Raw genomic sequence first — 26,026 nt, 5'->3', positions numbered from 1 at the left:
GGGGGTCTTGTCATGGGAAAGCCAAGTGACACACATTTGAGTACTGCCGCTTAAGAGCAGGTCTATAGCGGCATAGGAGAGATGCCGCACCAAGAGGCATCGCGGTAGAGCGTTGATCCGGGACCTTTTTTATTTACTTCACCACAATATCCACATAGGCGGAGGTGGTGGCGTCCAGCACCGCCATATAGCCGCACCGGAACTCCAGCCAGTCCCCCACCTGCACCTGCCCGCCGCAGTCCTCCACGTCCACGATCAGGTGATCGGAACTGGCTCCGATCATCTCCGCCCCCGGCAGGGTGGGGGTGAGGGCGGCCCAGGCCACGTCCTGTTTTCCGGCGGCGCAGATGGCCCGCAGGCGCACACCACGGTCAGGATACTCCGGGGTGTCCCCCTTGCCGTCCCGGCCCAGCTCGCCGATGGGCACCGAGGGCTTGCGGCGCAGCTCCACCACCTGGGCCTTGAACAAAAAGGCGTCGTGGTGATAGCCCTCCAAAAATCGATTGCCGGTGGTGTCCTCGCCGAAAAGTACCGCTTCGCCCACCCGCAGCTGGTTGATCCCGGCGGGCATGACCCCATCCTCCAGCAGCTTGAGGGCGCAGGTACCTCCTGCCGACAGCACCGAGATGGAGCAGCCGTAGGTGTTGTTGAGGTAGTCCCGCAGCTCCACCAGAATGGCGGTGTTGTCCACCGAGGGCAGTACGCTGCCGTAGCATCCCACGTTGGTGCCTAACCCCACCAATTTCACACCGGGGCAGTCCAGAATCTGGGGTACGATCTCGTCCAGCTGCTCCCGGCCGAACACCCCCTCCCGCAGATCTCCCACGTCAATCATCAGGATGATGGGGTGGACCTTGCCCTGCCGGAGGGCGGCCTCTGATACTGCCCGGATCACCTCGATCTGGCTCTGGAGACTCCAGTCTGCCCAGCGGACCACCTCCTCGGCCTCCGGGATGGCGGGGATACGGATGAGCAGGTACTTGAGGCCGGGGATGGCATCCTTGGCGGCCATGATATTCTTCATCCGGCTGTCGGCAAAGGAGGTGATGCCCCCTGCCATGGCCACCCGAATCACCTCCGGCCGGGCCGAGAAGCCTTTGGTGGCAAAGACCAGCTCCACCCCCTTGGATGCACAGAAATCATGGAGCTTTTTGGCGTTTTCGGTCACTTTTTTTGTGTTGATCTCCAGGATAGGCGCATACATGACACGTTCCTCCTTTATGGATCCTTTGCCACCATCATACCGGGTCTGTGGCCCAATGGCAAGAAAATGTTTCCTGCCCCTTGACAACTGTGTATCTATGTGTTATTACTGTATATGTCAAGTATATACAACATGACAACGAGGTGCACCATGGATATCATCATCAGCAACTCCGGCGGCGTGCCCATTTACGACCAGATCACCCGGCAGATGAAGGGCCTCATCCTCCGGGGAGAGCTGGCCGAGGGGGAGGCCCTTCCCTCCATGCGGCTGCTGGCCAAGGAACTGCGTATTTCTGTCATCACCACCAAACGAGCCTATGAAGAGCTGGAGCGGGACGGCTTTATCACCACCGTGCCGGGGAAGGGGTGCTTTGTAGCCCCACGAAACCTGGAGCTGGTCCATGAGGAGACCCTCCGCCGGGCGGAGGAGCATCTCTCCCAGGCGGTGGACATCGCCAAGACCGGCGGCATCACCCTGGCGGAGCTGACCGAGACCCTCAGCCTTCTGTATGGAGAGGAAATCGTATGAATAACGTATTGGAAGTATGCCATCTCACTAAGGATTACGGCTCCTTTAAGCTGGACGACGTATCCTTCACTGTGCCCGGCGGCACCATTATGGGTCTGATCGGGGAGAACGGGGCAGGGAAGTCCACCACCATCAAATGTATTCTGAATCTGATCCACCGGGATGGTGGGGAGATCTCCGTCTTTGGGCTGGACGCTGTCCGTGACGAGCGGGCAGTAAAGAGTCAGGTGGGGGTGGTACTGGACGAGTCCCTCTTCCACGATACCCTCAACCCGGTCCAGGTTGGCAAGATCCTGTCCAAACTCTATCCCAACTGGGATGGAACGTGCTACGGGAGCTATCTGCGGAAATTTGAGCTGCCGGAGAAAAAGACCGTCAAGACCTTTTCCCGGGGCATGAAAATGAAGCTGGCTATTGCGGCTGCCTTTGCAGCCAAACCCAGGCTGCTGATCCTGGACGAGGCCACCTCCGGCCTGGACCCGGTGGTGCGGGATGAGATTCTGGATGAGTTTCTCAACTTTATTCAGGACGAGGAGCATTCTATCCTCATTTCCAGCCATATCACCAGCGACTTGGAGAAGGCCGCGGACTATGTAACCTATCTCCACAAGGGGCGGGTAGTTTTGTCCGGCGCCAAGGACGAACTGCTGGACTCCTACGGCAAGCTGGTGTGCAGCCGCACCGATCTGGAGCGGGTGGACCGGTCCCTGCTGGCGGGCAGCCGGGTGGGACAGTTCGGGTGTGAGGCCCTGGTAAAGGACCGGCACGCCTTTGCCCGCCACTATCCGGGCCTGACGGTGGACCCCGCCACCCTGGAGGATATCATGGTCTTTACCGGAAAGGGGAATGAAAAATGACCGGGCTGATCTATAAGGATATTGTGGCCCTGCGCAAGCAGCTTTCCACCCTGCTGCTCTTTCTCATCGTGTACGGAGGCTTCTGCGTGACCGGGGTGTTTGATTTCTCCATCCTGGGAGCCTTGGTGGCCGTATTCGGTCTCACCATTCCCGTGTCCTCGGTGGCACTGGACGATGCCGCCCATTGGGACCGGTACGCGGTGGCCACCCCCGCCGGACGGCGGGGGGTGGTGGCCGGGAAATATGTGTTCACCCTGTTGGTAATCGTGGTAAGTGTGGCGGTGGCGGCGGGCCTGATGGTGTGCCTTTCCTTGGCCGGACTGACCGAGACAACGCTGGATGATCTGGTACTCATTGCCCTGTCCTGCGGCGTGCTTACGCTGGTGTTGGACGCCATCATTCTGCCCTTCCTGCTCAAGTATGGGGCGGAGAAGGCCAGAGTGATCAGCATGATCACCTTTGTAGTGATTTTTGGCGGCGCTGTGTTGCTTGGGGGACTGGCCAAGAACCAGATCACTCTGCCCACGCCTCCGGCGTGGCTGCTGACCGCCTTGCCCGTCCTCTTGGGATTGCTGGCTATTGGCGGCTACCTGATCTCCTACTTCATCACACAGGGGATCTACGCCAAAAAGGAATTTTGAATACCAGAACAGAAAAATGGGCCCGCTGCGCTATGCAGCGGGCCCAAATTGATTCTGTGCAGATTACATCCGTACAAACTGGTTCCGGTCCGGATCGTACTGGCAATCCAGCACGGCCAGCTTTTGGGAGATTTCGTCCTTATCTGCCTGGAGATCGTCGCACAGGGCGTCCAGGGAGGGATAGAAGTCCCGCAGTTTGGTGTTGACATAACTGAGCAGAATCATGGGATCTTGGGGAAACATGAAAAATGTGCCTACTTTCTGTGTCTAAAATACTTCAAAGTGGGGGTGATTTACAGCCCCAGCTTCTCGGCCGCCCCACACGACCCTGTCGTGTGGGGACCCTGTTATTTTATCTGCGCGGGGCAAGTGAATTGTCCCGGCATCAAGGTTTTGCCTTTGGCAAAACGCTTGGAACGCCGCACTTGCGGCGGGGCTAAACGACGTCCGCTAGGACAACTAGATGACTTACAGCCCCAGCTTCTCGGCCACAAAGTTGTCCACTTTGGCGAGAGCGTCGTCCAGCTTGAGGACGTCGGAGCCGCCGCCCATGGCACTGTCGGGCTTGCCGCCGAGCCCCATAAAATGAGATCATTTCATGGGGACCCCGTTTATTTGATCTGCGCGGGGCAAGTGAATTGCCCCGGCATCAAGGTTTTGGTCCGGCGATGCCGGATCAAAACGCTTGGAAGGGCGTCGTCTGCACCCTAAGCGCTGGGCGGCTTACAGCCCCAGCTTCTCGGCCACAAAGTCGTCCACTTTGGCGAGAGCGTCGTCCAGCTTGAGGACGTCGGAGCCGCCGCCCATGGCGCTGTCAGGCTTGCCGCCGCCCTTGCCGCCGCAGCAGCAGCACACCTGCTTCACCAGGTCGCCGGCCTTGATGCCCTTGGCCACGGCGTCCTTGCCGCACACGGACAGGAAGGTGATCTTGCCGTCCTTCACGCTGGACAGAACGGCTACTACGCTGGAGTCCTTATCCCGCAGGAAGTCGCCCATCTTGCGCAGACGGTCGGCATCGGCGTCGTTGAGGGTGGCGGTAAGCACCTTCAGGCCGCCCACGTCCTTGGCGCCCATCAGGAAGTTGCCAGCCTGATTGATGGCTTCTTTGGCCTTGAAGCTCTCCACCATGTGGCGCAGCTCACGCAGTTCGCTGATGGTCTGCTCGGCCTTCTCCCGCAGATCGCTGGGCTTGGCCTTGAGCACGGCAGCAGCCTCAAACAGCTTCTGCTGGTTCTGGTTCATAATCTTCAGGGACTGAGCGCCGGTGGTGGCCTCAATACGGCGGACGCCGGAGGCCACGGAGAACTCGCTCTCGATGTGGAACACGCCCACCTTGGCGGTGTTGTCCAGGTGGGTGCCGCCGCAGAACTCCACGGAGTAGCCCTCGCCCATGTCCACCACGCGGACGGTGTCGCCGTACTTCTCACCGAACAGGGCGATGGCGCCCTTCTTTTTGGCCTCCTCGATGGGCAGCACGTCGGTGTGGACGTCGTAGCCCTCCAGCACGGCCTCGTTGACCATGGCAGACACCTGGCCCAGCTCCTCGGCAGTCATAGCGGAGAAGTGGGTGAAGTCGAAGCGCAGCCGGTCGGGCTCCACCAGGGAGCCCGCCTGATGCACGTGGTCTCCCAGCACGGTGCGCAGGGCCTTGTCCAGCAGGTGGGTGGCGGAGTGGGCGCGCATGATGGCCTTCCGCCGGGGCACGTCGATCTGGGCGGAGACAGTGTCCCCCAGCTTCAGGACCCCCTCGGTCACTTTGCCGTAGTGCATATACTTGCCGCCCTTGTTCTTCTGCACATCGGTGACCTGGAACAGGCAGCCGTCCTCCCCGCTCTTGGCAATGACGCCGTGGTCAGCCACCTGGCCGCCCATCTCAGCGTAGAAGGGGGTCTTGTCCAGCACCACGATGCCCTCCACGCCGGGCATGAGTTCCTCGGCCTGCTCGTTCTCCACCACTAAAGCCACCACCTTTGCACCGGTGATGGAGGTGTTTTCGTAGCCCATGAATTCGGTCTCTGGCACGTCCTTGCCGAACTCCACGCCGGCCCAGCCCAGATCGCCCAGAGCCTCGCGGGCCTTACGGGCACGCTCCTTCTGCTCCTGCATCAGCTTCTGGAAGGCGGCCTGATCCACGGTCATGCCCTGCTCCTCCACCATCTCGATGGTCAGGTCGATGGGGAAGCCGTAGGTGTCGTACAGCTTGAAGGCGTCAGCGCCGGAGAACACGGTCTCGCCGCCGGCCTTGTGGCCCTCCAGCATATCGTTGAAGATCTTCAGGCCGCCGTCGATGGTGCGGGCGAAGTTCTCCTCCTCAGTGCGGATGACCTTGGTAATATAGTCCTGGCGCTCCCGAAGCTCGGGGTAGTGGCCCTCGTTCTCGTGAATAACGGTGTCGCACACCTCATACAGGAAGGGATCGTTGACGCCCAGCAGCTTGCCGTGGCGGGCGGCCCGGCGGAGCAGGCGGCGGAGGACGTAGCCCCGGCCCTCGTTGGAGGGGAGCACGCCGTCGCAGATCATAAAGGTGGCGGAGCGGATGTGGTCGGTGATAACGCGAAGAGACACGTCCTTGGCGGCGGTCTCGCCGTAGTGGGCGTGGGTGATCTCGCTCACCTTGTTGGTGATGTTCATGACGGTGTCCACGTCAAACAGGGAGGCCACATCCTGGCACACGCAGGCCAGACGCTCCAGGCCCATGCCGGTGTCGATGTTCTTCTGCTTGAGCTCGGTGTAGTGGTTCTCGCCGTCGTTGTCGAACTGGGAGAACACTACGTTCCACACCTCAATATAGCGGTCGCAGTCGCAGCCCACGGTGCAGCCGGGCTTGCCGCAGCCCCACTGCTCGCCCCGGTCGTAGTAGATCTCGGAGCAGGGGCCGCAGGGGCCGGAGCCATGCTCCCAGAAGTTGTCCTCCTTGCCGAACTTGAAGATGCGCTCGGCAGGGATGCCGATCTCCTCGTTCCAGATGCGGAAGGCCTCGTCGTCGGCGGGGGTGGTCTCATTGCCGGCGAACACAGAGGGGTAGAGGCGGTTGGGGTCCAGGCCCACCCACTCGGGGGAGGTCAGGAACTCCCAGGCCCAGTGAATGGCCTCCTTCTTGAAGTAATCCCCGAAGGAGAAGTTGCCCAGCATCTCGAAGTAGGTGCCGTGACGGGCGGTGTGACCGATGTTCTCAATGTCGCCGGTGCGGATGCACTTCTGGCAGGTGGTCACACGGTGGCGGGGGGGCTCCTGCTCGCCGGTGAAGAAGGGCTTCATGGGCGCCATGCCGCTGTTGATGAGCAGCAGGGAGGCGTCGTTCTGGGGAATCAGGGAAAAGCTGGGCAGGCGCAGGTGTCCCTTGGTCTCAAAGAAGGACAGGAACATCTCGCGCAGTTCGTTCAGACCGAACTTCTTGGGCATATGATTCAATCTCCTCTGCAAAAAAATAAGCCCCGCCCCCATGTCAGGGGCGGAGCAAGGTTCACTCCACGGTACCACCCTGATCTGCGCCCAAAGAGCGCATCTCATTGCATCCGGTAACGGGGATGAATCGTCCCGGTCCTCCCGGGCCGCTCAGAAGTGGCGCGCAGGCTCGTGTCGCGGAGGGCTCTCACCGTCCCCTCTCGCTCGTCGCGGCGTGGTCTGCTTGGCTTCGTCATTGCGCTTCAACTGCCTTATTCTATCACATTTTTCGCCGTTGTCAACCTTTTTCCCGGCAAACGGAGGCGGCGGTCAGTAAAGAAGTAAACTGGTGGCAGGTGCAGGAAATAGTTGATATTCAAGGATGATTATGGTATAATACTTTCCATGAAAAATAAAATGGAATTGGAGTGAACTCTATGAAAAGAAGCAGACTCTTATCTCTATTACTTTCTGCTCTGCTGCTGACGGCGGTCTTTATACCCGCCGGAGGGGTGGCCCAGGCCGCGGGGGGCGAGATTGCCGTATATGTGGACGGGGAGAAGCTGACCTTCGACCAGCCGCCCATTGCCCAGAACGGGCGTGTGCTGGTGCCCTTCCGAGCCATCTTCGAGAAGCTGGGTGCTACAGTGGAGTGGGTACCAGAATACCAGGGAGTGGCGGCCCAGAGGGGCGATACCCTGATTGCCATGCAGTTGGGGAAAAATGTGCTGGCAAAGCAGATAGGCGACGGTGAGGCTCAGTACTTCGAACTGGACGTAGCTCCCATCGCCCTCAATGGCCGGACTCTAGTACCTGTCCGGGCGGTGTCTGAGTCCCTGGACTGCAATGTGCAGTGGGATGGCGCCAACAACCGGGTAGTCATCACCTCTGGCGGCCAGACGGCGGCGGATGAAAACGCGACGGATGAAAACAGGGTGTATTCTGATACCAGCTATAAGGAGGTTCCGTGCAGGGCGGTGTTTGATGGGGACATTGTCTATTTCTCCTTTGGCTGGCGGCAAATGCTCTACCGGTATGACGGTGTCTCTGTTACCTCCTACGATTCTGAGGTCTATCCTTCTGAAATCATTCCTTACAACGGTAAGGTTTACTACTACGGAAACCACAGCAATCAGACCATCTTCTGTATAGACCCCAGTACCGGTTCCCGGACGATGGTGTTTAACCAGAACGGGGAGCTGGAGATCGAAGAGATGATGATTTACCGTGACTACCTGTTGGTTCGTGTTGCAGATCACTATACTGATCCCTCAGGGAAGTACAGCAGTATTCTGGCCGCATCGGTATACGTTGTGGACCTGAACACTGGAAGCAGCAAACTGCTCTACCAAAACGATGATTTTTCCAGTTATATTACCATGACTGCCGCCAATGGGAAAATCTATCTCAATGATTACTTCGACTCCGATTCCGGCTGGTCCCACTCCATTATTGAGGCCGATCCGGCTACCAGTGCCAGTCGGACCTTGTATAAGTATGACGATGTGGGGCGTGAGATTTTCTGTGCCGCAGACGGCTCCGGCATCTACTTCTATGTCAAGGATGGCGATGTAAAGACCTATTACTTCCACAATGCCTCCACCGGCGCCCGCCAGACCGTCAGCGAGAGCAGCTACAACGCCGCCAAGAATAACTATCTGGATGCCAACGACTACACCTGGACGGCAGACTGGCGCTATACCCACAGCCAGACCAAGGTGGTGCGGGTCAACCGCAGCACCGACCTCCAGGAGGTGCTCTATCAGGGCCACTACCAGTGCAGACGCTTGGCCAATAACGACTCCAAGGTGGTTTTTGTAGAGAACGAGAACGGATTCAATTATGGGTCTAATAATTGGGGGGCTACCTCCATTTATATCATGGATAGTAATGGAAACAACGTCAAGGAGATATGGAACAACGGCACCAGCGCCTCGGGCGGCAGCAGCACCGGCAGCGGTGGCTCCACTGCTGGTTCCGAGCCCTGCGCCGTCTGCAACGGCGACGGAATGGTGACCTGTCCCTATTGCAGAGGCACCGGTCAGGGACAGTCTATCTCCATCATGGGGATGGAGACTCCCCAGAGCTGCACTTACTGCGGCGGAACCGGCCGGCGGCTGTGCATCGGCTGCGGGGGCTCCGGTGTGAAAAACTGAAAACTTTGGGAGGACAGCGGGGCTGCTGCGAATTGACGCAGCAGCTCCGCTGTCAGAGTGCAGTTCAACTGTGCTGGCCGCGGATTCGGAGAGATTGCGTGAAGACCGGACTGGGCAGGCCTCCAGGTCACAAAAAAAGTCCAGGCGAAGTTCGCCTGGACTTTTGCATATCAGGAATTTTCCCGGCAGGCCCGGAGGATGGACAGAGGGGGCACCGGACGGGGCAGCTTCATGCGGAATACCATCTGGGGAGTACGGGGCTCAGTGAGGGGCCAGCCGTTTTCATCCTCCATGGCACCGGCGGTAAAGGGGGTGGCAGCCACGTCGGGGCCCACCAGCTCCAGCTCGTCTCCCACGGCAAACTTATTGCGCAGGGACAGGGTGGCGTTGCCCTCAGAATCGCAGGAAGTGACGATGGCAACCACCTGCCACTCCCGGACATACCGGGCGTCTCCGGTATACTGGCCGGGCTGGCCGAAGTAGAAACCGGTGGAGTAGGGGCGGTGGCTCACCTTGTCCACCTCTTCCCGCCACACCGGGTCCATGGGCTGACCGGCGGCCGCTGCGTCGATGGCGTGGCGGTAGGCGGCGGTGACAGCGGCGGCATAGTAGGCGCTCTTGGCACGGCCCTCGATTTTGAGAGAGTTCAGGCCCGCCTCCATCAGCTCCGGAATGTGGTCGATCATGCACATATCCCGGGAGTTCATAATGAAGGCGCCGCCCTCATCTTCGCCGATGGGGAAGTATTCCCCGGGGCGCTTTTCCTCCATCAGAGCGTACTTGTAGCGGCAGGGCTGGGCGCAGGCGCCCCGGTTGGCGTCCCGGCCGGTCATATAGTTGCTCAGCAGGCAACGGCCGGAGTAGCTGACGCACATGGCGCCGTGGACAAAAGCCTCGATCTCCAGCTCCTTGGGGGCCTTGGCCCGGATCTCCCGGATCTCATCCAGGGACAGCTCCCGGGCCAGAATCACCCGGCTGGCACCCAGATCGTACCAGGCACGGGCAGCCTGATAGTTGGAGATGCTGGCCTGGGTGGAGATGTGTGCCTTGACCTTGGGAGCGTGCTTTTTCAGCAAAGAGAGCACACCTACGTCGGCCACGATGGCGGCGTCCACCCCCAGAGACTGGAGGTACTCCAGCCACTGGGGCAGCCGGGCCACCTCGTCGTTGCGGGGCATGGTGTTGCAGGTAACGTGGATGGATACGCCCTTGCTGTGGCACAGTTCCACTGCCTGACGCATTTCCTCCTCGGTGAAGTTGCCGGCAAAGGCACGCATACCAAAATCATTGCCCGCCAGATAGACCGCGTCTGCCCCGTAGGCCAGGGACATTTTCAGCCGTTCCATGTCCCCGGCGGGGGAGAGCAGTTCGATTTGTTTAGTCATTCTTGTACAGCTCCTGGCTATTGAGGAAAGATTGGTGCTCACTGCTGGAGCGGAAGAAGTGGTGTACCCCGTCGTCGCCCAGCGCATAGTAGTAGTAATTGGTAGAGTCGGGGTTCACCGCCGCCTTCAGGGCGTCCACACCGGGACAGGAGATGGCGGTGGGGGGGAGTCCCTTGTGGGTATAAGTGTTATAGGGAGTATCCGCCTGCGTGTTTACTTGGGTGCCTCCGGTGACATACAGGATGGTGGCGTCGATGTTCAGATAGCCCGCCGTCTCGCTGGTGGGGTTGTTGAGCCGGTTGTAGATGACCGAGGAGATCTTACCCTGATCGCTGCCGTCGGTTTCCTTTTCGATCATGGAGGCGATGATGACGGCGTCATTTACGCTCATGCCCTTGTCGGCCATGGTCTGGCGCATCTCATCGGTAAAGATCTGGTCAAAACGAAGGATCATCTTGTTGAGCACGCTCACCGGGTCCTCACCCATATAGAACTCGTAGGTGTCGGGGAAGAGGTAGCCCTCCAGCCGCTTGGCGTCGCCCAGGGGCAGCACGCCCTGGAGGAAGGAGAATTTGAAGTCATAGTTGGCGGCGGTCGCCTCCAGATCTTCCACCGTGGCCACGCCGGCCTTCTCCAGCATCTCAAAGATCTGAGCCTCTGTGGTGCCCTCCGGGATGGTCACCGTGGTGGTGAGCCGGTTGGCGGAACTGGAACCCATGCTGCTGATGAGGGCCCGATAGTCCATGTCGGTATTCAGCTCGTAGCTGCCCGGGGTGATCTTGGCGTCGTCATCTCCAGCCTGACCTGAGACGTGGGTGAAGCTGCAGAAAAGTTTAAAGACAAACTTGTATTCGATCAGGCCGGCATCCTTCAGCTTGTCGGCAACCTGATTCACTGTATCGCCCTCCTTAATCTCCACCACAGCGGTGAGGGGGGCTTTGTTTAGAGCGAGGATGTCGTTGGCCCACATCCAGCTGACACCTGCCAGCAGAACGGAGGCGCCCAGTACGCATACCACATAGATCAAAATACCCCATGAGCCCAGACGCTTGCGCTTCTTGCGGGGCCGGGACCGTTGCTGCCCCTCCGGGGCGGAGGGGGCACGGCCGGACGAGCGGCTGGAAGGCGCCAGACGTTTTCCGCCATGGTTGGCATGGGAAGAGGTCTCCTGACGGCCCTCGTTGTGATAATCTTCCTGAGACATAGGTTCAACTCCTAACCGAATGAAAAACAGTGGCCTGCCGGAACCACGATTGCTCCCTCCGCATAGAATAGGTCAGTTAAAGCAAGTGAGGTGAGACGACAATGTGTTTCGGCAATAACGGTTTTGGCGGCAACAACTGCCTGTGGATCATCCTGATCATCATCCTGCTGTGCTGCTGCTGCGGCGGCGGGAACAGCTGCGGCAACAGCTGCGGCTGCAATAACAACTGCGGTTGCAACGACGGCTGCTGCTGAGCCGTACGTACCGCGGGGAAGCGGGGCCTCAGGCCCCGCTTTTCTCCTATCCCGGTGCGGACGGGCCGTACAGGCTGGTTTCAGTGATCACCAGATCCACCCCCAGGTCGTGGGGGAGACGGGGAATGGCCTCCATCAGCAGTCCATCCCGGCACAGCGCGGCGGTGATGCCGGAAAATCCGGCCAGCCAGCGGTCGTAATACCCGCCGCCCCGCCCAAGCCGGCCGCCGGAGCGGTCAAAGGCCAGCCCGGGCACCAGAACCAGATCGATCTGGTCCGGCGGGATGAGGGGACAGTCCGGGCCCGGTTCCAGCATTCCGTAGGGATGGCGGACGAGGGTACTGTCCCTTTGGACGAGCCTGGCCTCCATTTGGTTCCCCGGCAGGCACCTGGGCAGACACACCTGCTTTCCCATATCCCACAGGGGTGACAGCAGCCGGACGGTGTCCGGCTCGGTGTCCATGCCGTGGTAGAGCAGGACGGTCCGGACGGACTCTATCTGAGGCAGGGCCAGAAAACGGCGGAACAGGGATTCATCTCCGGCGATCCGCTCCGGAGGAGACAGCGCGGCCAGCCAGTCCAGCGCCTGACGGCGCAGGCGGGCCTTCTCAGCCGTGATAGTGGACGGCATTCTTTACCTGGGCGGCGGCGGCAGGTCCCTTCAGGATCTCCACCAGCTTCAGGCCGAAGGGGAAGGCGGAACCGGCGGCCTCGCCGGTGACGATATGGCCGTCCACCACTACGGAGGAGCCCTTCTGCACCACGGCGGAACCCATCAGATCCTCCATACCGGGGTAACACACCGCGTTGCGGCGGTCCAGCATCCCCAGGTTGGCCAGAATGGTGGGAGCAGCACAGATGGCGGCCAGCCAGCAGCCGTGATCATAGCAGCGCTGGATGAGGGCCTGGGCCCGCATATCGCCGCTGATGGCCTCCACGCCGCCCAGTCCGCCGGGGAGCATAAGCATCCGCAGCTGGTCGGGCTCCAGTTGGTCCAGGGTGGTGTCCGCCGTGACAGTGATCCCGTGGCTGCCGGTGACCTGAAGTCCGTCCAGGCCCACCAGGGTTACCTTGACGCCGGCCCGGCGCAGCAGGTCGGCGGGGACCAGAGCTTCGCTCTCTTCAAACCCGTTACCCAGTAAAATCGCTACCATTCAACAGCACCTCATTTTATGATTTGGGCTACCATGGCCCAGATGTCTTGTTGGATTTCTTCCGTGGAGCGCAGACGTCCTGTCTGGTCCACGCAGGGGACCTTGTGCCAGCCCAGGCAGTCAGCCGCCCGCAGAGCGGTGCGGCGGCACAGGGCCAGATAATCGGTATCTACTTCGTGAATATCGCCTTTGGTATGGGTGGCCGCCTCCCGGCTGCGCAGCAGCTCCACGGCCCGTTCTGTGGGCATATCCAGATAGATCACCTGGTCGGGGAAGGGCAGGCCCAGCTTGGAGCATTCAAAGTCGAAGAGCCAATGAAAGAACTCCTCCCACTGGTCCTCAGGCAGCTTGCTGGCCTGGTGGACGGCGTTGGAGGTGGTGTACCGGTCGGAGAGTACCAGCCCGCCGTTCCGGTAGTAGTCTCCCCACACTTTCTTCCAGGATGCGTACCGATCCACCGCGTAGAAGGTGGAGGCGGCATAGGGATTTACGTCAGAGGGATGGGAGCCAAACTCACCGCCCAGATACATCCGCAGCAGGGCGGAAGAGGGCTCCTGATACTGGGGAAAGACCAGACGGCGGAAGGAGATATCCTCCTGCTCCAGCCGCTGACACAGCAGCTTGAACTGGGTGGATTTGCCGGAGCCGTCGGTTCCTTCAAACACAATCAGCTTTCCTGCCATGTCAGCGCCTCCTGATCCGGGCGCCTACGGCATACCACAGCACCAGAGGGAGCTTGGCCATGCGCCCGATGCGCTTGGGTTCCTTGATGAGCCGGTGGAGCCACTCCAGCCCCAGCTTTTGAAAGGCCTTGGGAGCCCGTTCCACCACGCCGGCAAAGACGTCCAGGGAGCCGCCCAGGCCGATCATCAGGTGCGCGCCGGTGGCGGGACCGTTCTGTACCATCCAGAACTCCTGCTTGGGCGCGCCCAGACAGACAAAGACCACATCTGCGGCGGCGGCGCGGATTTCCTCCACCACCGGACCGTCCTCCTTGAAGTAGCCGTCGTGGGTACCGCAGACAATAAGTCCGGGATAGGTACTCTTCAGGTTGGCAGCGGCCAGCTCGGCCACGCCGGGTTTGGCGCCCAGCAGAAAGAGCCGCTTTCCGTGTTCCGCCATCCATGCCACCAGCCGCTGGGCAAAATCGATGCCCGGCACTTTGCTTTTCAGGGGGCGGCCCAGAATCTTGGCGGAGTAGATCACACCGATGCCGTCGGCCAGCACCAGGTCAGCCCCCAGCAGGGCCTGCTTGAATTCGGGGTTTTTCCGGGCGGCCAGGATAAATTCCGGGTTGGGGGTCACAGCATAGTGAAAGCCGTCCGCTTCCACCAGCCCGGAGCCAGTCTGTACCGCCTCATCCAACGTCAGGTCGTCGAAGCCGACGCCCAAAACATCTGTCCTCAAAATGAATTGCCTCCGATTGGATCAAGTCCATAATTTCACACCATTCTACCATAGCGGAAGAGAAAAGTCCATGCGGAAACAGGGAGAAAGGAGGGCAGAAATGATAAAGTTTCTGTGAAGAAAGCCGGAAAAGCGCCCTTCGCACAGCGAAGGGCGCTTTTGCTCAGATCAGAGAGGGAAGCAGATTCAGCTTGCACAGCAGAGTGCAGGTCAGGGCGGCAGCCTCCTCCCGGGTGGTGACTCCGGCGGGATCGATCTCACTGGGGGCGGCCCAAAGCAGGCCGTCCTCATCCTGTGCCAGCAGCCATACCGACTCCCAGGACCAGGAGGAATAGTTCTGATACTCGGCGGACGCCGCCTCCGGACGATTCTGCCAGGTCTGGATCAGATCCAGATCAAGTTTCCTGCCCAGGCGGGACAGGATGGTGATAAACTGCTCGTGGCTCACCGGATCGTTGGGGGCGAAGCGACCGCCGCCTACGCCGTTTACCAGTCCCATGGAGGCCAGGGCATTGACGGAGGGACCGTACCAGTCGTCCATGGACACGTCGGTAAAGGCGCTCTCCCCGGTAGGAACCTTGCAGTTCAGGGCCTGGGCCAGCAGGGTACACAGTTGGCCCCGGGTCAGAGCTTCCGCGGGACGATAGGTGCCGTCTCCCGCGCCCAGTACCACGCCGTAGGTGGCCAGCAGGCCGATTTCATCGGCATAGGGGGACTGAGCGGTGTCGGAGAACCCCCGGTGATGATAGCCGCTGAGGCCGCAGGCGGCGGCCAGATCGGCGGCGGTGGTGGCCTCCCAGCCATCACCGGTGCCTGTCCGCAGCAGGACTCCGTCGGGCAGGGCCTCCAGCAGCGCGGTAAAGGCTGCCCGGTAGGGGGCGGAGCAGGCCTGCTCCAGATCGATGTACCAGGCGCCGTTCAGATCAATGCGCGCCGTACCGGAGGTGTCCCCCTGGGGCTCTGGACTGGACAGAAGCACGGCAGCCTCGTCCGCCAGAGACGGGTCCAGCAGCAGGTGCGGCATGACCCCGATGGTGTCGTTGCTGGTACCGGCGGGCCCGAAAAAGCGATAGGCGGTCATTTTCAGAGCATCGCCCTCGGAGAAAAAGGCAGGAAAGAGGGTGCTGTCCAACAGGATCTGAGCGACTCCTTTTCCGTAGGTGCGGTCTCCCACCAGCAGGCCGGAGCCGGTGTCCCGAATGGCGGAGGCAAACAGCTCGGAGGCGCTGGCCGAATAGAAGTTGGTCAGGACGATGAGCGGTTCATCGGTGATCTGGGCGCTCTGGCTGCCCTGGGCGTTGATGGAGCCGTCGCTGGCCCGCATATAAACCAGCTGATCGTTGGGACCAGCAAAATAGCTGATGGTGTTGAGGGCGGCGGTCACTTCTCCGCCGCCGTTGTTGCGCAGGTCCATGATCCAGTGGTCGGCCTGACTGCCATAGGTTTCCAAACCTTCCTGCACATGACCGGCGGTTTCAGGACCAAAGGCGTCGCAGGCCACATAGCCGATGTGGTCCTCCCAAAGTTCAGTATAGGCGGTGGGCACCACAAAGGCGCAGCGGGTCAGGGTGACGGTGTGGGCCTGGCCGTCCCGCAGATAAGTCAGCTGGAAGGAGGTCCCCACCTCGCCGCCCAGCAGAGCGGAGGCCTGCTCCAGGCTGATTTTCATACAAGACTGGCCATCGATGGCGGTAATTACGTCTCCTGCCAGCAGACCACCCGCCTCTGCGGCGGAGCCGGGGATCACGCGGGTTACCAGCAGACCATCGTCAGCCAGCTGAATGGAAACGCCGGCGCCTACCAGCTCAGAGTCGGAGAGAGAGGCGTGAAAGGCGGCGTACTCTTCGGCGGTAAAATATTCGGTGTAGGGGTCTCCGAGGGCCTGGATAATCCCGTTCATATCCGTTTGCTCAAATACCTGGTCGGGAAGAGGGTCCAGGTAGTACCAGTTCAGCAGCGTCAGAGCCTGAGAGGGATTGAGCGCCTGAGCAGCAGTTGTCAGCAAAAGGCTTGCGGCCAGCCCGACGGCCGGCAGGCGAAAGCGAAGTTTCATAGTACGCCTCCCGTAATATTATGTAACCCCATTTTAGAGCAAAGCGGGGGCGGGCGCAAGGCCCGTCCCCACTTTGTAGCAATTTGTCATTTTTCCTCCAGACTGCGGAACAATGCGGGCCCCTGGCGCACAAGTGCAAAGAAGGAGAGGACAGCCGCAGCGGCCAGAATAACGGCGTATACCAGCAGCAGACCCACGCTGCCCAGCGGTTCCAGGGAAAAGAACCACAGCAGGAAAAAGAGCAGGACCAGAACCATGGGCAGGAAAGTGGACAGCATGGCGGCGGCCGACTGCTTGACCACCACGGCGTCGTTGACGGCGTCCAGCTTGGGGAAGTGGAGGTTGATCCAGAGCCCGAAGGGGGCGCACATCAGGGCGAAGAGTAATCCGTCAACCAGCAGGAGTATCCACTCTGCCGGAGTTAGGGCAAAGGCCAGACAGAGCATGAGCCACCCCACTGCCAGACAGGGTAGGATGACCAGCAGCTGGAAGGCCACCTTCATGCCCAGAATGGTGGTCACCGGAACGGGGGCGCACTGGAGCAGCCAGAGCTGTTTGCCCTCCAGGCTGATGGAGGAGCCGGTGATGGCAACGGTGGACAGGCAGAACGTAATGCCTGCCAGCAGCAGCGGAGCCAGAGCTAGGCCGCCAGCCATCTCTAAAAATTGTGCGATGGATTCCCGGTAGATGAGAGCGGCTACCCCGGCGCCGGGCAGCAGGAGCAGACCGATGCCGGTGTTGAATACATAGCTGGGGGTGCCGAACCACCGGCGGGCCTCCTTCCGCAGCAGGGCGCCCCGCTGGCTGGAGGAGGACAGCCTGCCCAGCTTGTAATCCGAGCGGGTCCGGTGGGTGGACAGCCGGGTGATGATGGCCTTATACTGCCAGGCCAACAGCCACACTACCACCAGGAAGGGGACCAGGCACAGGGCCCACAGAGCCGCCAGCTGGAGCAGATTTCCGCCGCTCACCCCCTCTGCCAGCAGCAGGAAGGGACGGCCCCAGCCCTGGAAGAAGGACAGGATGGCGGGGGCGGCATTTTCCATATTGTTGGCAGCGGCGCTCAGCCAGAAGGAGCCCACCAGAATCAGAGCCAGCAGGAGCAGCTGGAGCAGGGTGGAGGCCAGGGCCTTCCGGGAAAACCGGCCGGACAGCCAGGCCAGCACAAAGCCTATGATGAGGGTGAGCAGGGTGGGCAGCAGGTTGAGAAAGAGGGCGGAAACCAGCAGTAGCGGGAGCACCGCCCAACCTCCCGGCCCGCCGTACCACAGATAGATCACCCCGGCGGGGAGGAGCACGAACACGGTGGATACCAGGTTTTCCAGATAGAGCGCCAGGGTACGGGAGAGCATAAGGGTAAACGGGGAAATGGGTAGGGAGAGCATCAGGTCGTTGTCCTTAGCCCCATATACCACGCCCTGGGCTGCAAAGAGGGAGAAAAAGAAACCCAGCAGGACCGCCACCAGGGACATGAGCACCAGCAGCAGGGGCAGGGCCCCCACCGCCGCCAGCTGTCCGGCCAGCAGGGAACTGTACACCCCGGAGATATAGAGCGACAACCCGGCCAGAAGGGCCAGGGCGCCTATGCCGGAGAAGGAGCGCTTCTTCCGGCCCACCCGCATGGCGGAGAGCAGGGCCCGGAAATTCAGCTTCAGCAGGGCGAGAAATTTAGCCATGCCCGTCTCCCTCCAGTTCCAGGAATACGTCCTCCAGGGTGGAGTCTCCCACCAGTTCAGCGGTATTGCCCATGCGGATCAGCTTGCCCTGCTTGATGATAGCCACTCGGTGGCACAGCTTTTCGGCCACCTCCAGCACATGGGTGGAGAAGAATACCGCGCTGCCGGCGGCGCACAGCTCCGCCCAGAACTGTTTGAGCAGGTGGGCCGCCGACGGGTCCAGGCCTACGAAGGGCTCGTCCAAAATGAGCAGCTTGGGCTGGCGGATGAGGGCGGAGATGAGGGCCAGCTTCTGCTTCATGCCGTGGGAGTAGCTGCCGATGGGGCTGCCCAGATGGCCGGTGAGCTGAAAAGCGTCGCCGTACCTGGCGATGAGATTTTGACGGGTATCCCCGGAGATCTCGTATAGATCGGCGATGAAATTGAGAAACTGGATGCCGGTGAGAAATTCATAGAGGTCGGGGTTGTCGGGCAGGAAGGCGGTGACCTTCTTGGCAGCCAGGGCGTCGGTGCGGACGTTGTGCCCGTCAATGGTGATGGTGCCCTGTGTAAAGTCCATGACGCCGGCCACCGCCCGGAGGGTGGTAGTCTTGCCCGCACCGTTGTGGCCAATGAACCCGAAGATCTCGCCGGGAGCCACATGGAGGCTCAGGTCGTCCACCGCCCGCTTGCCGCCGGGGTAGGTCTTGGAAAAGTGTTCGATGTGCAGCATGGGTTATCCCTCCACGATTTTGACGGCGGTGCCGTAGGCGGTGATCTCAGCCGCGCCCTGCATGATGGAGGCGGAGGTATAGCGTACGCCCACCACGGCGTCGGCCCCCATGGCCTCGGCGTCATCCACCATGCGCTTGGTGGCGATCTGACGGGCCTCGGTGAGCATTTTGGTATAGCTCTCGATCTCGCCGCCCACCAGGGTCTTCATACCGGCCATAAAGTCCTTGCCGAAGTGCTTGGACTGGACCACGCTGCCCTTGGCGATACCCAGGGCCTGGATCTCTTTGCCGGGGATGTACTCAATATTTAGAAGCAGCATTTTCTTCTCCTCCTTGGATCTGTTTGATGCGCTGGATGAGGGCCAGCAGGACCCCGACGATGAACACAGCCGGGATCAGGGTGAGTACCACCACCACCGGCAGCGGGGGCGCGTCGGTGGGGAAGGCCACAGCGGCCCACACCACCAGGGCCATGACGCCCCCCATCAGGACCACGAACAGTAGGGCGCATACCACCGGCGGGATGTAGTGGGACACAGTATCTTTCTTATGGATGTTCACAAAGCGGGTCCCCTCTCCTTCCATACGGTCCATTTCCGACAGCCACCGGTCCGCGTCCAGGTCGGCCAGCTGCTGGCCGGCGTCGGCCAATGTCTGGCACAGGGTCCGGATGGTGGCCAGGTTGGCCTGCTCCCGTTCCAACTGAATGATGTGCCGGCGCAGGCCGTCGTCCAGGGTCAGGATGCCCTGCTGCATTTTTCGGATCTCTTCCATGGGCACGTCCAGCTTCCGCAGCAGCTTGATTTTACGCAGTGCTTCCACGTCGGCGTCGGTATAATCCCGGTAGCCGTTGTCCGCATTGCGTCCGGGGTTCAGCAGCCCCTCTTTTTCATAGAAGCGGATGTTGCGCTTGGTGACGCCCACCAGCTGCTCCACCTCGTTGATCTTCATGCCGCTCACCTCCGATGCAAAAAAGATATACCCTCTACCCGGTGGAAAGTCAAGTAAAAAATATACCCTTGCACATATTCCCACGGCTGGCGGACATAATGAAGGAAAAGGAGGCGCGTACCATGGACATGACCAACGAGGAGTACAGCCGCTATGTGGCTGGGATGGCCAAGCCCTCTCCCCTGTGGAAGGATCTGATCTGGGCCTTTCTGGTGGGCGGTTTGATCTGCACCCTGGGACAGGGGCTGAGCGACCTGTACCAGAGCTGGGGATTGGATAAGACCGACGCAGGGACAGCGGTGTCCGTCACGCTGATTTTCCTTTCCGCCTTTTTCACCGCCCTGGGGTGGTTTGATAAGCTGGCCCAGCACGCTGGAGCGGGTACTCTGGTACCCATCACCGGCTTTGCCAATGCGGTGGCCTCTCCCGCCCTGGAGTTCAAAAGCGAGGGACTGGTGCTGGGGGTAGGCGCCAGGATGTTTATCATCGCCGGGCCGGTCATTGTCTATGGCCTGGTGGCCAGTGTGATCTATGGTGTGATCCTGGTACTGCTGAGTGCCTGATTGCTATAAACAGAAAACGCGGAGCACGGCAAAGCCGTGCTCCGCGTCTTTTCATTGGGTTAAGCCTGAAGCAGCTGGGTCAGCTCACCCATGGCGGCCGTCTCCGCAGCCACCTGCTGGGCCAGAAGCTGCTGCTGCTGGGTCAGGGCATCGTTGTAGAGGGCGATCTCCTCATCAAAGGAGGGGGCCTCCTCCATGCTCTTGGCCAGCAGAGACATCGTGGCGGGATAGGTTTCCGCCAGGATGGAGCCCTTGCCGGTACCCCAGAACAGGTTGCCCGGGTTGGAGTCCTCCAGCAGAGCATCCTTGGAGCGGGCGTTGGTCTCCAGGCTGAAATTATAGTAGCCGTACTCGGTGCCGCCGTTGATCATCCAAGCCAGATCCAGCGCGCCGGTACCCTCCTCATTGCCCAGGACTCCCTGCTCCAGGGCGTCAACCACGCCGGAGATCAGAGCGATATTCTCCTGATAGGCCTGATGCTTGATGAGAATGGTGGAGGTGGAAGCGATGCCGATGAAGTGGTCCTGGACAAAGCGGAAGGCCTCCAGGGTCTTAGCATTCAGCGCCCGGCCCTCGGCCCGGATGGCGTCCAGGTCCTCCTGGCTGGCTCCTTCGGACAGAGCCTGCTGATAGCGGCTGTTGACAGCGGCGATTTCCTGATTCCACCCGTCGGCAGCTGTCCGCAGCGTCTCCAGGGCGGTGGTGTAGGCTTCGCCGTCGCCGCCGGCGGCGGCCACCAGATCGGCGTCCAGAGCCTCCGCCAGATCGTCGCAGGTGGCGGTCAGGTCCAGCTCCAGGGCGGGCGTCTGATCCAGGTAGATGGCCAGCGTACCGAAGATGTTCAGATTGGTGTGCATCACGTCGGCGCTGTAGGTATCCCGGTCGTCGGCTGCGGTGTGGTAGCGCTGCTGAATCCAGCCCTCCTCGCCGTCCTGGGTGCCGGGGATGTTGATGAAGTAAGGGACGCCGGAAGCCCGGTAGGAGACGCCGTCCTCCATGGTGTTGGTGTCCACCGACTGGCCGCTGATGCCGCCGGGGTACACGTTGTTAACAGGCTGGGTCAAAAGACCGGATTCTTCCACAAAGGACTGGGTCAATGTGGAAAACTCGGGGACGCAGCTGATCTGTCCCTCCTCCATGCCGTCGTAGAAGGCGGGCAGCTCAAAGTTCAGCAGAGCGATGGTCTTGCCGGCCCACTCGGGATGGGCGGTGTTGATCATTTCCCAGGCGCCGGTGGTCCAGTCAAACTGGGTGCCCGAGGCGCCCCACTCCTCGGAGCCGTGGGCGATGAAGCGGATATCGTTTTCCGGCTGGTAACCGGAATCCACCATGGCTTTGGCCATGGCCAGCACCAGGCCGATGGCGCAGCTGTCGTCCTGGAAGCCGTTGAAGTAGACGTCATAGTGGCCTGCCACCAGGATCTGCTGCTCAGAGCTGCGGCCCTTCAGGGTGCCCACCACATTGTAGCTGGTTCCCTGCTCCGGCTCCATGACGTTGTCCACCATCAGGGTAGCGGTGTCGTGTCCCGCGGCCAGAGCCTCCGCCAGCTGGAGATACTGGTTCTTGCTGATGCTGACGCAGGGGATCACATCCTTGGAGCAAACGTCCTGCATATTGATCATGTCGTCGGAATAGGTGGCGTAGCCGCCCACATCGTAGGTGACGATGGCGCTGGCGCCGTGGAGAGCGGCCTCATTCATATACTGGTCGATCCAGGCCACATTCCACTGGTCCACGCCCACCAGAGCGATCTTGCCTTCCACGTCCACCCCCTCGTACTCGGCGGCGGTACCGGTGCCCACATCCACCAGCTGGGCGGTAATGCCGTCAGCGTCCGTGCCGTTGGTGGCGTAGGAGGCGGGCATGATCTGGATATCGGTGTCGGCGATGGTGAGAGAGGCGTCGTTGAACTGCCACTTATCCACGGTGACAGGCACCTTTTCCACCGTCAGGCCGATGGACTCCATCTCGGCGGCGATGTAGTCGGCGGCAGCGTGCTCGGCATCGGAACCGGCGGTGCGCCAGCCCAGTTCGTTGGACAGGTAGGCGGGATCGTAGGCCAGGGTCTCGGCGATCTGGTAGGCGTATTCCTGGTCTACCTGCTCCAGATAGGCGGATACCAGGGCCTGGGTATCCTGTCCGGCAGAGGGTTCCGGCTGCTCATCCGGTTGGGAGCAGGCGGTCAGGGACAGCAGCAGAGCTGCTGCGGCGGTTGCGGCAATCAGACGTTTCCTCATCTTTTTTCTCTCCTCCAAACGTGTGGAGCGGAAAGGCAGCAAAAAAGCCATGGCGCAGATACACACCATGGCTGGAACACAAAGAGAGTTATAGTTCGCCTGTTACGGGGGCCCGTACCGTGCAGTCCGATTCATCACTCTTATTGACCGTTCACAAGTTGATGTGCGTATCTACGCATCGGTTATGAAGTAACCAACTTATAAAACTTGAGCCTTTCCGCTCAATCAATAAGGCAACAAAGTTGCCAGTCCGTACCCGCGGTACGGTCCCCGGCTCTTCGACGGGTTTTCGGCATTTGACCCGGCCGTCCGTGTAGCCTTGATCCTTGTGAAAGGATGGTCAGGACGTGCATTCGCACAGGCGTTCAAAAACGAACATACAATTTATACCACAGGTCAATGCAGGTGTCAATCCTGAATTTCGGGTAAGTGGGATGGATCCGGGTATGTGTAAATATACTGGAAGCCAATAAGAGAAAAGATAAGAAATTATGAAAAACAAATAAAAAAGACTTGACAAACGGCAGACCCAATAGTATACTAAAACCAGAAAGAAAGAGGTGAACCCAATGGGCTAGTAAAGTCCAAATCATCAAAGCCTCAACGCAGAAGGAAAAGGAACGGTTCGTTTTAGGCAACACGTGTTCCCAACAAACTCATTGAAGCGAGGAGACCCGGAAACCTCAGATGCGAAGTTCGCTGAAGACGGAAATCAGGGTAGTACGTTGCAGGAGACAGTGATCCAGGCGAATCCCAAAACCGAGTCCTTCCCAATGCGTGGCAAATCTGTAGAAAGTAGAGGTAGACCAAGTGATTGAACCCCAGGTCGAAAAGTAGCCCCCCGGTCACGATGGATGGCCGGGGGGTTGTGCTGTTCCTGGGCAAAAATGCGGCAAACCTCTCAACATAAAAAGTCCCCCCGGCAATGCCGGGGGGACTTTTCACATTTTGGGGAAGTTAGCGCAGTACGGCGCCCAGTTCCTTCTCCAGAGCGGCCAGGATGCTCTTCACATCTTCGTCGGCCTCCTCGCTGGTGAGGGAGCGGTCGTCGGCCCGGAGGACCAGGTTGAAGGCCACAGACTTCTTGCCTTCCTCCACGCCCTTGCCGCGGTAGATGTCGAAGAGCTTGCACTCCTTCAGCAGGCCCTTGGCTCCCTTGCGGATACAGGCCTCCAGCGCGCCCACAGTCACCACCTCGTCGCACACCACGGCGATGTCGCGGGTGAGGTTGGGGAACTTGGGCAGAGGCACATACTCGGGATCGGCGCCCTTGGCGGCCATGAGCGCGTTCAGCTCCAGCTCAGCGCAGTAGAACTGGGCATCCACGCCGTAGTTCTGCGCCACCAGGGGATGGACCTGGCCCAGCACACCGATGCGCTGGGCACCGGCGTACACATCGGCCACCCGGCCGGGGTGATAGGAGGGATTGGTCACGCTGGGAACCTCGAAGTGGACGTCCTCGGCCCGCAGGTCCTTGAGAATGGCCTCCACACAGCCCTTAAGGGCGTAGAAGTCCATATCGCTGCCATAGGCGCCCATGGACAGCACCTTGTTCTCCACAGCCAGACCGTCCTCGCCGCCGGGCAGGTAGATGCGGCCCACCTCATAGAGGCGCACGTTCTGGTTGCGGTAGTTGTAGTTCCGGGTCAGGATCTCCAGCATGGAGGGCAGTACGGTGGTACGCATGATGGAGGTGTCCTCACCCAGGGGGTTGAGAATCTTGAAGGACTGACGGCGGGGGTCGTGGGCGTCCCAGCGGATCTTGTCATAGCAGGTGGGGGAGATGAAGGAGTAGGTGATGATCTCATCAAAGCCCATGGCCCGGCACAGGGAGCCCAGCTGGCGCTCCAGCTTCTCCCCTACAGAGAAGCCGCCCAGGGTGGTCTGACCCTTCATGAGGGTGATGGGGATGTTGTTGTAGCCGTGGAAACGGGCCACTTCCTCGGCCAGGTCGGCCATACCGATGACGTCGCCGCGCCAGGAGGGTACGGTGACCTGATCGCCTTCCACCTGGAAGTCCAGCTTCTTCAGAATGGACACCATCTCGCTCTCGGCGATGTCAGTGCCCAGCAGGCCGTTGATCTTCTCGGGCTCCAGCTTGAGCACCCGGGGCTGGGGCACGTAGTTGAGAATATCGATGGTGCCGTCCAGCACCTCGCCGGCGCCCAGCAGCTCCACCAGCTCACAGGCCCGGTTGACGGCGGGCAGGGTGTTCAGGGGATCCAGGCCCTTCTCAAACTTGGCGGAGGCCTCGGTACGCATACCCAGAGCCAGCGCGCCCTTGCGGATGCAGGTGCCGTCAAAGCAGGCGGACTCAAAGACCACGTCCACAGTGTCGTCCACGATCTCGCTGTTCTCGCCGCCCATGATGCCGGCAAGACCCACGGCCCGATGTTCATCGGCAATGACCAGGTGGTTGGCGTTGAGCTTGCGCACCTGGCCGTCCAGAGTGGTGAGCTCTTCGCCCTCTTCTGCACGGCGGACGATGATCTTGCCGCCCTTCACATAGCGGTAGTCAAAGGCGTGCATGGGCTGGCCGTACTCCAGCATGACGTAGTTGGTGATGTCCACGATGTTGTTGATGGGACGCACGCCCATGGAGCGCAGCCGCTCCCGCATCCACTTGGGGGAGGGGGCGATCTTCACGTTGCGCACCATCCGGGCGGTGTACCGGGGGCACAGGTCGCTGGCGGGGGTCTCCACGTCCAGCAGCTCCATCAGGATGCCGTTTCCGCCGCCCTTGACCACAGGCTCGTGGAGGGTAAGGGGGGCGTCAAAGGTGGCGGCGGCCTCCCGGGCCAGACCGATGACGGAGAGACAGTCGGGGCGGTTGGGGGTGATTTCAAACTCCACCACATGGTCGTCCAGACCGATGACCGGCTTGATGTCGTCGCCGGGCTTGCAGTCCTCGTTCAGCACAAAAATGCCGTCGGGGATGCAGTGGGGGAACTCGGCCTGCTGGGCGTGGAGATCCTCCAGGGTGCAAATGGTATTGCTCTTGGCGTTGTAGGCCACCAGGTCCTCCTCGTGGAGGTTGGGGCAGGTGGTGGAGACGGTAGCAGTGCCGTCGCCGGTATCCAGAGTGACGTCATAGGTGGAATAGCCGGTGGTGGTGACGCCGGTCACCTTGGCGCACACCACAGGGCCATAGACTTTGTGGCCGGGCTGGATGTCGGCAGGGATGGAGGGCTTGTCCTTGTCCAGGGGGTGATAGTCACCCAGAATGGCGGCGGGGGTGATAACGCCGTAGGGGAAGTCGCGGGTATCCAGACCAAGCTCAGCCAGGCCGCAGAACATACCGTTGGACACCGCGCCGCGCAGCTTGCCCTTCTGAATCTTCACGCCGCCGGGCAGGGTGGACTTGTGGAGGGCCACCGGCATCAGGTCGCCGGGGTGGATGTTCCAGGCGCCGGTGACGATCTGGATGGGCTCCTCCTGAGCCACGTCCACCTGGCAGATCCACATATGATCGGAATCGGGATGACGCTCCATGGACAGCAGGCGGCCCACCACCACATTGGAGATCTCCTCTCCCAGGTCGTGAGTCAGCTCCACCTTGGAGCCGGACAGGGTCATGGCCTCGGCAAATTCCTTGTCGGAGGCAGTCACAGTGACAAATTCATTCAGCCATTTTCTGCTCAGATTCATTGTTCCTA

General features: G+C 60.6%; 22 protein-coding genes. 6 read left to right on the top strand and 16 right to left on the bottom strand.

The genetic code is table 11. The features are described 5' to 3' along the window. Nucleotides 1–133 precede the first annotated feature (133 nt). Nucleotides 134–1,204 (bottom strand): alanine racemase, encoded by a 1,071-nt coding sequence (locus B5F94_RS04020; RefSeq protein WP_087327948.1) that lies wholly within the window; start codon nucleotides 1,202–1,204, stop codon nucleotides 134–136. 150 nt (nucleotides 1,205–1,354) lie between these two features. On the opposite strand from B5F94_RS04020, the gene B5F94_RS04015 reads away from it, so the two are divergent. Genes B5F94_RS04015 through B5F94_RS04005 form a run of 3 tightly spaced genes read left to right on the top strand, consistent with a single transcriptional unit; the run spans nucleotide 1,355 to nucleotide 3,233 of the window. Then, entirely contained in the window at nucleotides 1,355–1,735 is a 381-nt protein-coding gene (locus B5F94_RS04015; protein WP_087327945.1) for a GntR family transcriptional regulator, read from the top strand. Continuing rightward, a complete protein-coding gene (locus tag B5F94_RS04010) occupies nucleotides 1,732–2,592 on the top strand; it encodes an ABC transporter ATP-binding protein (protein WP_087327942.1) in 861 nt (286 codons plus the stop codon). Before B5F94_RS04015 ends, B5F94_RS04010 begins: the two co-directional genes overlap by 4 nt. Then, nucleotides 2,589–3,233, top strand: coding sequence for an ABC-2 transporter permease (locus B5F94_RS04005; RefSeq protein WP_087327939.1), 645 nt, complete (start codon nucleotides 2,589–2,591; stop codon nucleotides 3,231–3,233). The genes B5F94_RS04010 and B5F94_RS04005 overlap by 4 nt, the downstream gene beginning before the upstream one ends. Nucleotides 3,234–3,296: 63 nt before the next feature. Here the strand turns inward: B5F94_RS04005 and B5F94_RS04000 are convergent, their stop codons facing one another. Beyond that, complete coding sequence (locus B5F94_RS04000) at nucleotides 3,297–3,476, bottom strand: DUF4250 domain-containing protein (protein WP_087268852.1); 180 nt, start codon at nucleotides 3,474–3,476, stop codon at nucleotides 3,297–3,299. 480 nt (nucleotides 3,477–3,956) lie between these two features. After that, a complete protein-coding gene (gene alaS, locus B5F94_RS03995) occupies nucleotides 3,957–6,635 on the bottom strand; it encodes an alanine--tRNA ligase (RefSeq protein WP_087327936.1) in 2,679 nt (892 codons plus the stop codon). A gap of 419 nt (nucleotides 6,636–7,054) precedes the next feature. Between alaS and B5F94_RS03990 the strand changes: the two genes are divergently transcribed. Then, nucleotides 7,055–8,773: a stalk domain-containing protein gene (locus B5F94_RS03990; RefSeq protein ID WP_087188274.1), complete on the top strand. Its 1,719-nt coding sequence runs from the start codon at nucleotides 7,055–7,057 to the stop codon at nucleotides 8,771–8,773. A 170-nt stretch (nucleotides 8,774–8,943) separates the two neighbouring features. Here the strand turns inward: B5F94_RS03990 and B5F94_RS03985 are convergent, their stop codons facing one another. Then, nucleotides 8,944–10,158, bottom strand: coding sequence for a peptidase U32 family protein (locus B5F94_RS03985; protein WP_087327933.1), 1,215 nt, complete (start codon nucleotides 10,156–10,158; stop codon nucleotides 8,944–8,946). Next, nucleotides 10,151–11,362: an endolytic transglycosylase MltG gene (gene mltG, locus B5F94_RS03980; protein ID WP_087327930.1), complete on the bottom strand. Its 1,212-nt coding sequence runs from the start codon at nucleotides 11,360–11,362 to the stop codon at nucleotides 10,151–10,153. Before mltG ends, B5F94_RS03985 begins: the two co-directional genes overlap by 8 nt. Before the next feature lie 101 nt (nucleotides 11,363–11,463). Between mltG and B5F94_RS16675 the strand changes: the two genes are divergently transcribed. Continuing rightward, complete coding sequence (locus B5F94_RS16675; RefSeq protein ID WP_204247466.1) at nucleotides 11,464–11,616, top strand: hypothetical protein; 153 nt, start codon at nucleotides 11,464–11,466, stop codon at nucleotides 11,614–11,616. 46 nt (nucleotides 11,617–11,662) lie between these two features. Here B5F94_RS16675 and B5F94_RS03975 read toward each other — a convergent pair whose 3' ends face one another. The 9 genes from B5F94_RS03975 to B5F94_RS03935 all read right to left on the bottom strand — a co-directional run bounded on the left by B5F94_RS03975 (nucleotide 11,663) and on the right by B5F94_RS03935 (nucleotide 19,570). Beyond that, nucleotides 11,663–12,247 carry a 5-formyltetrahydrofolate cyclo-ligase gene (locus B5F94_RS03975; RefSeq protein WP_087327927.1) on the bottom strand — a complete coding sequence of 195 codons (585 nt, stop codon included), beginning with the start codon at nucleotides 12,245–12,247 and terminating at the stop codon, nucleotides 11,663–11,665. After that, nucleotides 12,225–12,770, bottom strand: coding sequence for a DJ-1 family glyoxalase III (locus tag B5F94_RS03970; RefSeq protein ID WP_087327924.1), 546 nt, complete (start codon nucleotides 12,768–12,770; stop codon nucleotides 12,225–12,227). Before B5F94_RS03970 ends, B5F94_RS03975 begins: the two co-directional genes overlap by 23 nt. Before the next feature lie 11 nt (nucleotides 12,771–12,781). Beyond that, the gene (locus B5F94_RS03965; RefSeq protein ID WP_087327921.1) at nucleotides 12,782–13,453 is read right to left on the bottom strand and encodes a dTMP kinase; all 672 of its coding nucleotides are present in this window, start codon (nucleotides 13,451–13,453) and stop codon (nucleotides 12,782–12,784) included. Nucleotide 13,454: 1 nt separating this feature from the next. Further along, the gene (locus B5F94_RS03960) at nucleotides 13,455–14,177 is read right to left on the bottom strand and encodes a WecB/TagA/CpsF family glycosyltransferase (RefSeq protein ID WP_087327918.1); all 723 of its coding nucleotides are present in this window, start codon (nucleotides 14,175–14,177) and stop codon (nucleotides 13,455–13,457) included. 163 nt (nucleotides 14,178–14,340) lie between these two features. Continuing rightward, nucleotides 14,341–16,230 carry a S41 family peptidase gene (locus tag B5F94_RS03955; protein WP_087327915.1) on the bottom strand — a complete coding sequence of 630 codons (1,890 nt, stop codon included), beginning with the start codon at nucleotides 16,228–16,230 and terminating at the stop codon, nucleotides 14,341–14,343. Nucleotides 16,231–16,316: 86 nt separating this feature from the next. Next, a complete protein-coding gene (locus B5F94_RS03950; RefSeq protein ID WP_087327912.1) occupies nucleotides 16,317–17,906 on the bottom strand; it encodes a hypothetical protein in 1,590 nt (529 codons plus the stop codon). Continuing rightward, nucleotides 17,899–18,618 (bottom strand): ABC transporter ATP-binding protein, encoded by a 720-nt coding sequence (locus B5F94_RS03945; RefSeq protein WP_087327910.1) that lies wholly within the window; start codon nucleotides 18,616–18,618, stop codon nucleotides 17,899–17,901. Before B5F94_RS03945 ends, B5F94_RS03950 begins: the two co-directional genes overlap by 8 nt. A 3-nt stretch (nucleotides 18,619–18,621) precedes the next feature. Further along, nucleotides 18,622–18,939 (bottom strand): YbjQ family protein, encoded by a 318-nt coding sequence (locus B5F94_RS03940; protein ID WP_087188284.1) that lies wholly within the window; start codon nucleotides 18,937–18,939, stop codon nucleotides 18,622–18,624. Further along, nucleotides 18,920–19,570 (bottom strand): MerR family transcriptional regulator, encoded by a 651-nt coding sequence (locus B5F94_RS03935; protein WP_087272485.1) that lies wholly within the window; start codon nucleotides 19,568–19,570, stop codon nucleotides 18,920–18,922. Before B5F94_RS03935 ends, B5F94_RS03940 begins: the two co-directional genes overlap by 20 nt. A gap of 122 nt (nucleotides 19,571–19,692) precedes the next feature. Here B5F94_RS03935 and spoVAC point away from each other — a divergent pair, with 122 nt between their 5' ends. Continuing rightward, entirely contained in the window at nucleotides 19,693–20,133 is a 441-nt protein-coding gene (gene spoVAC / locus B5F94_RS03930; protein ID WP_087327906.1) for a stage V sporulation protein AC, read from the top strand. Nucleotides 20,134–20,192: 59 nt separating this feature from the next. Here the strand turns inward: spoVAC and B5F94_RS03925 are convergent, their stop codons facing one another. Both B5F94_RS03925 and pheT read right to left on the bottom strand, forming a co-directional pair. Beyond that, nucleotides 20,193–22,370: a M28 family peptidase gene (locus B5F94_RS03925; protein ID WP_158100250.1), complete on the bottom strand. Its 2,178-nt coding sequence runs from the start codon at nucleotides 22,368–22,370 to the stop codon at nucleotides 20,193–20,195. 957 nt (nucleotides 22,371–23,327) lie between these two features. Continuing rightward, nucleotides 23,328–26,018 carry a phenylalanine--tRNA ligase subunit beta gene (gene pheT / locus B5F94_RS03920; protein ID WP_087327900.1) on the bottom strand — a complete coding sequence of 897 codons (2,691 nt, stop codon included), beginning with the start codon at nucleotides 26,016–26,018 and terminating at the stop codon, nucleotides 23,328–23,330. Nucleotides 26,019–26,026 lie beyond the last annotated feature (8 nt).

The organism is Flavonifractor sp. An4 (assembly GCF_002161755.1).
GTDB lineage: Bacteria > Bacillota > Clostridia > Oscillospirales > Oscillospiraceae > Flavonifractor > Flavonifractor avicola.
This window is presented reverse-complemented; position numbering and strand designations above follow the sequence as displayed.

Excerpts from the sequence above, each read along its gene's own strand:
- B5F94_RS04020 (WP_087327948.1), bottom strand. The coding sequence starts at position 1,204 with ATGTATGCGCCTATCCTGGAGATCAACACAAAAAAAGTGACCGAAAAC.
- B5F94_RS04015 (WP_087327945.1), top strand. The coding sequence starts at position 1,355 with ATGGATATCATCATCAGCAACTCCGGCGGCGTGCCCATTTACGACCAG.
- B5F94_RS04010 (WP_087327942.1), top strand. The coding sequence starts at position 1,732 with ATGAATAACGTATTGGAAGTATGCCATCTCACTAAGGATTACGGCTCC.
- B5F94_RS04005 (WP_087327939.1), top strand. The coding sequence starts at position 2,589 with ATGACCGGGCTGATCTATAAGGATATTGTGGCCCTGCGCAAGCAGCTT.
- B5F94_RS04000 (WP_087268852.1), bottom strand. The coding sequence starts at position 3,476 with ATGTTTCCCCAAGATCCCATGATTCTGCTCAGTTATGTCAACACCAAA.
- alaS (WP_087327936.1), bottom strand. The coding sequence starts at position 6,635 with ATGCCCAAGAAGTTCGGTCTGAACGAACTGCGCGAGATGTTCCTGTCC.
- B5F94_RS03990 (WP_087188274.1), top strand. The coding sequence starts at position 7,055 with ATGAAAAGAAGCAGACTCTTATCTCTATTACTTTCTGCTCTGCTGCTG.
- B5F94_RS03985 (WP_087327933.1), bottom strand. The coding sequence starts at position 10,158 with ATGACTAAACAAATCGAACTGCTCTCCCCCGCCGGGGACATGGAACGG.
- mltG (WP_087327930.1), bottom strand. The coding sequence starts at position 11,362 with ATGTCTCAGGAAGATTATCACAACGAGGGCCGTCAGGAGACCTCTTCC.
- B5F94_RS16675 (WP_204247466.1), top strand. The coding sequence starts at position 11,464 with ATGTGTTTCGGCAATAACGGTTTTGGCGGCAACAACTGCCTGTGGATC.
- B5F94_RS03975 (WP_087327927.1), bottom strand. The coding sequence starts at position 12,247 with ATGCCGTCCACTATCACGGCTGAGAAGGCCCGCCTGCGCCGTCAGGCG.
- B5F94_RS03970 (WP_087327924.1), bottom strand. The coding sequence starts at position 12,770 with ATGGTAGCGATTTTACTGGGTAACGGGTTTGAAGAGAGCGAAGCTCTG.
- B5F94_RS03965 (WP_087327921.1), bottom strand. The coding sequence starts at position 13,453 with ATGGCAGGAAAGCTGATTGTGTTTGAAGGAACCGACGGCTCCGGCAAA.
- B5F94_RS03955 (WP_087327915.1), bottom strand. The coding sequence starts at position 16,230 with ATGAAACTTCGCTTTCGCCTGCCGGCCGTCGGGCTGGCCGCAAGCCTT.
- B5F94_RS03950 (WP_087327912.1), bottom strand. The coding sequence starts at position 17,906 with ATGGCTAAATTTCTCGCCCTGCTGAAGCTGAATTTCCGGGCCCTGCTC.
- B5F94_RS03945 (WP_087327910.1), bottom strand. The coding sequence starts at position 18,618 with ATGCTGCACATCGAACACTTTTCCAAGACCTACCCCGGCGGCAAGCGG.
- B5F94_RS03940 (WP_087188284.1), bottom strand. The coding sequence starts at position 18,939 with ATGCTGCTTCTAAATATTGAGTACATCCCCGGCAAAGAGATCCAGGCC.
- B5F94_RS03935 (WP_087272485.1), bottom strand. The coding sequence starts at position 19,570 with ATGAAGATCAACGAGGTGGAGCAGCTGGTGGGCGTCACCAAGCGCAAC.
- spoVAC (WP_087327906.1), top strand. The coding sequence starts at position 19,693 with ATGGACATGACCAACGAGGAGTACAGCCGCTATGTGGCTGGGATGGCC.
- B5F94_RS03925 (WP_158100250.1), bottom strand. The coding sequence starts at position 22,370 with ATGAGGAAACGTCTGATTGCCGCAACCGCCGCAGCAGCTCTGCTGCTG.
- pheT (WP_087327900.1), bottom strand. The coding sequence starts at position 26,018 with ATGAATCTGAGCAGAAAATGGCTGAATGAATTTGTCACTGTGACTGCC.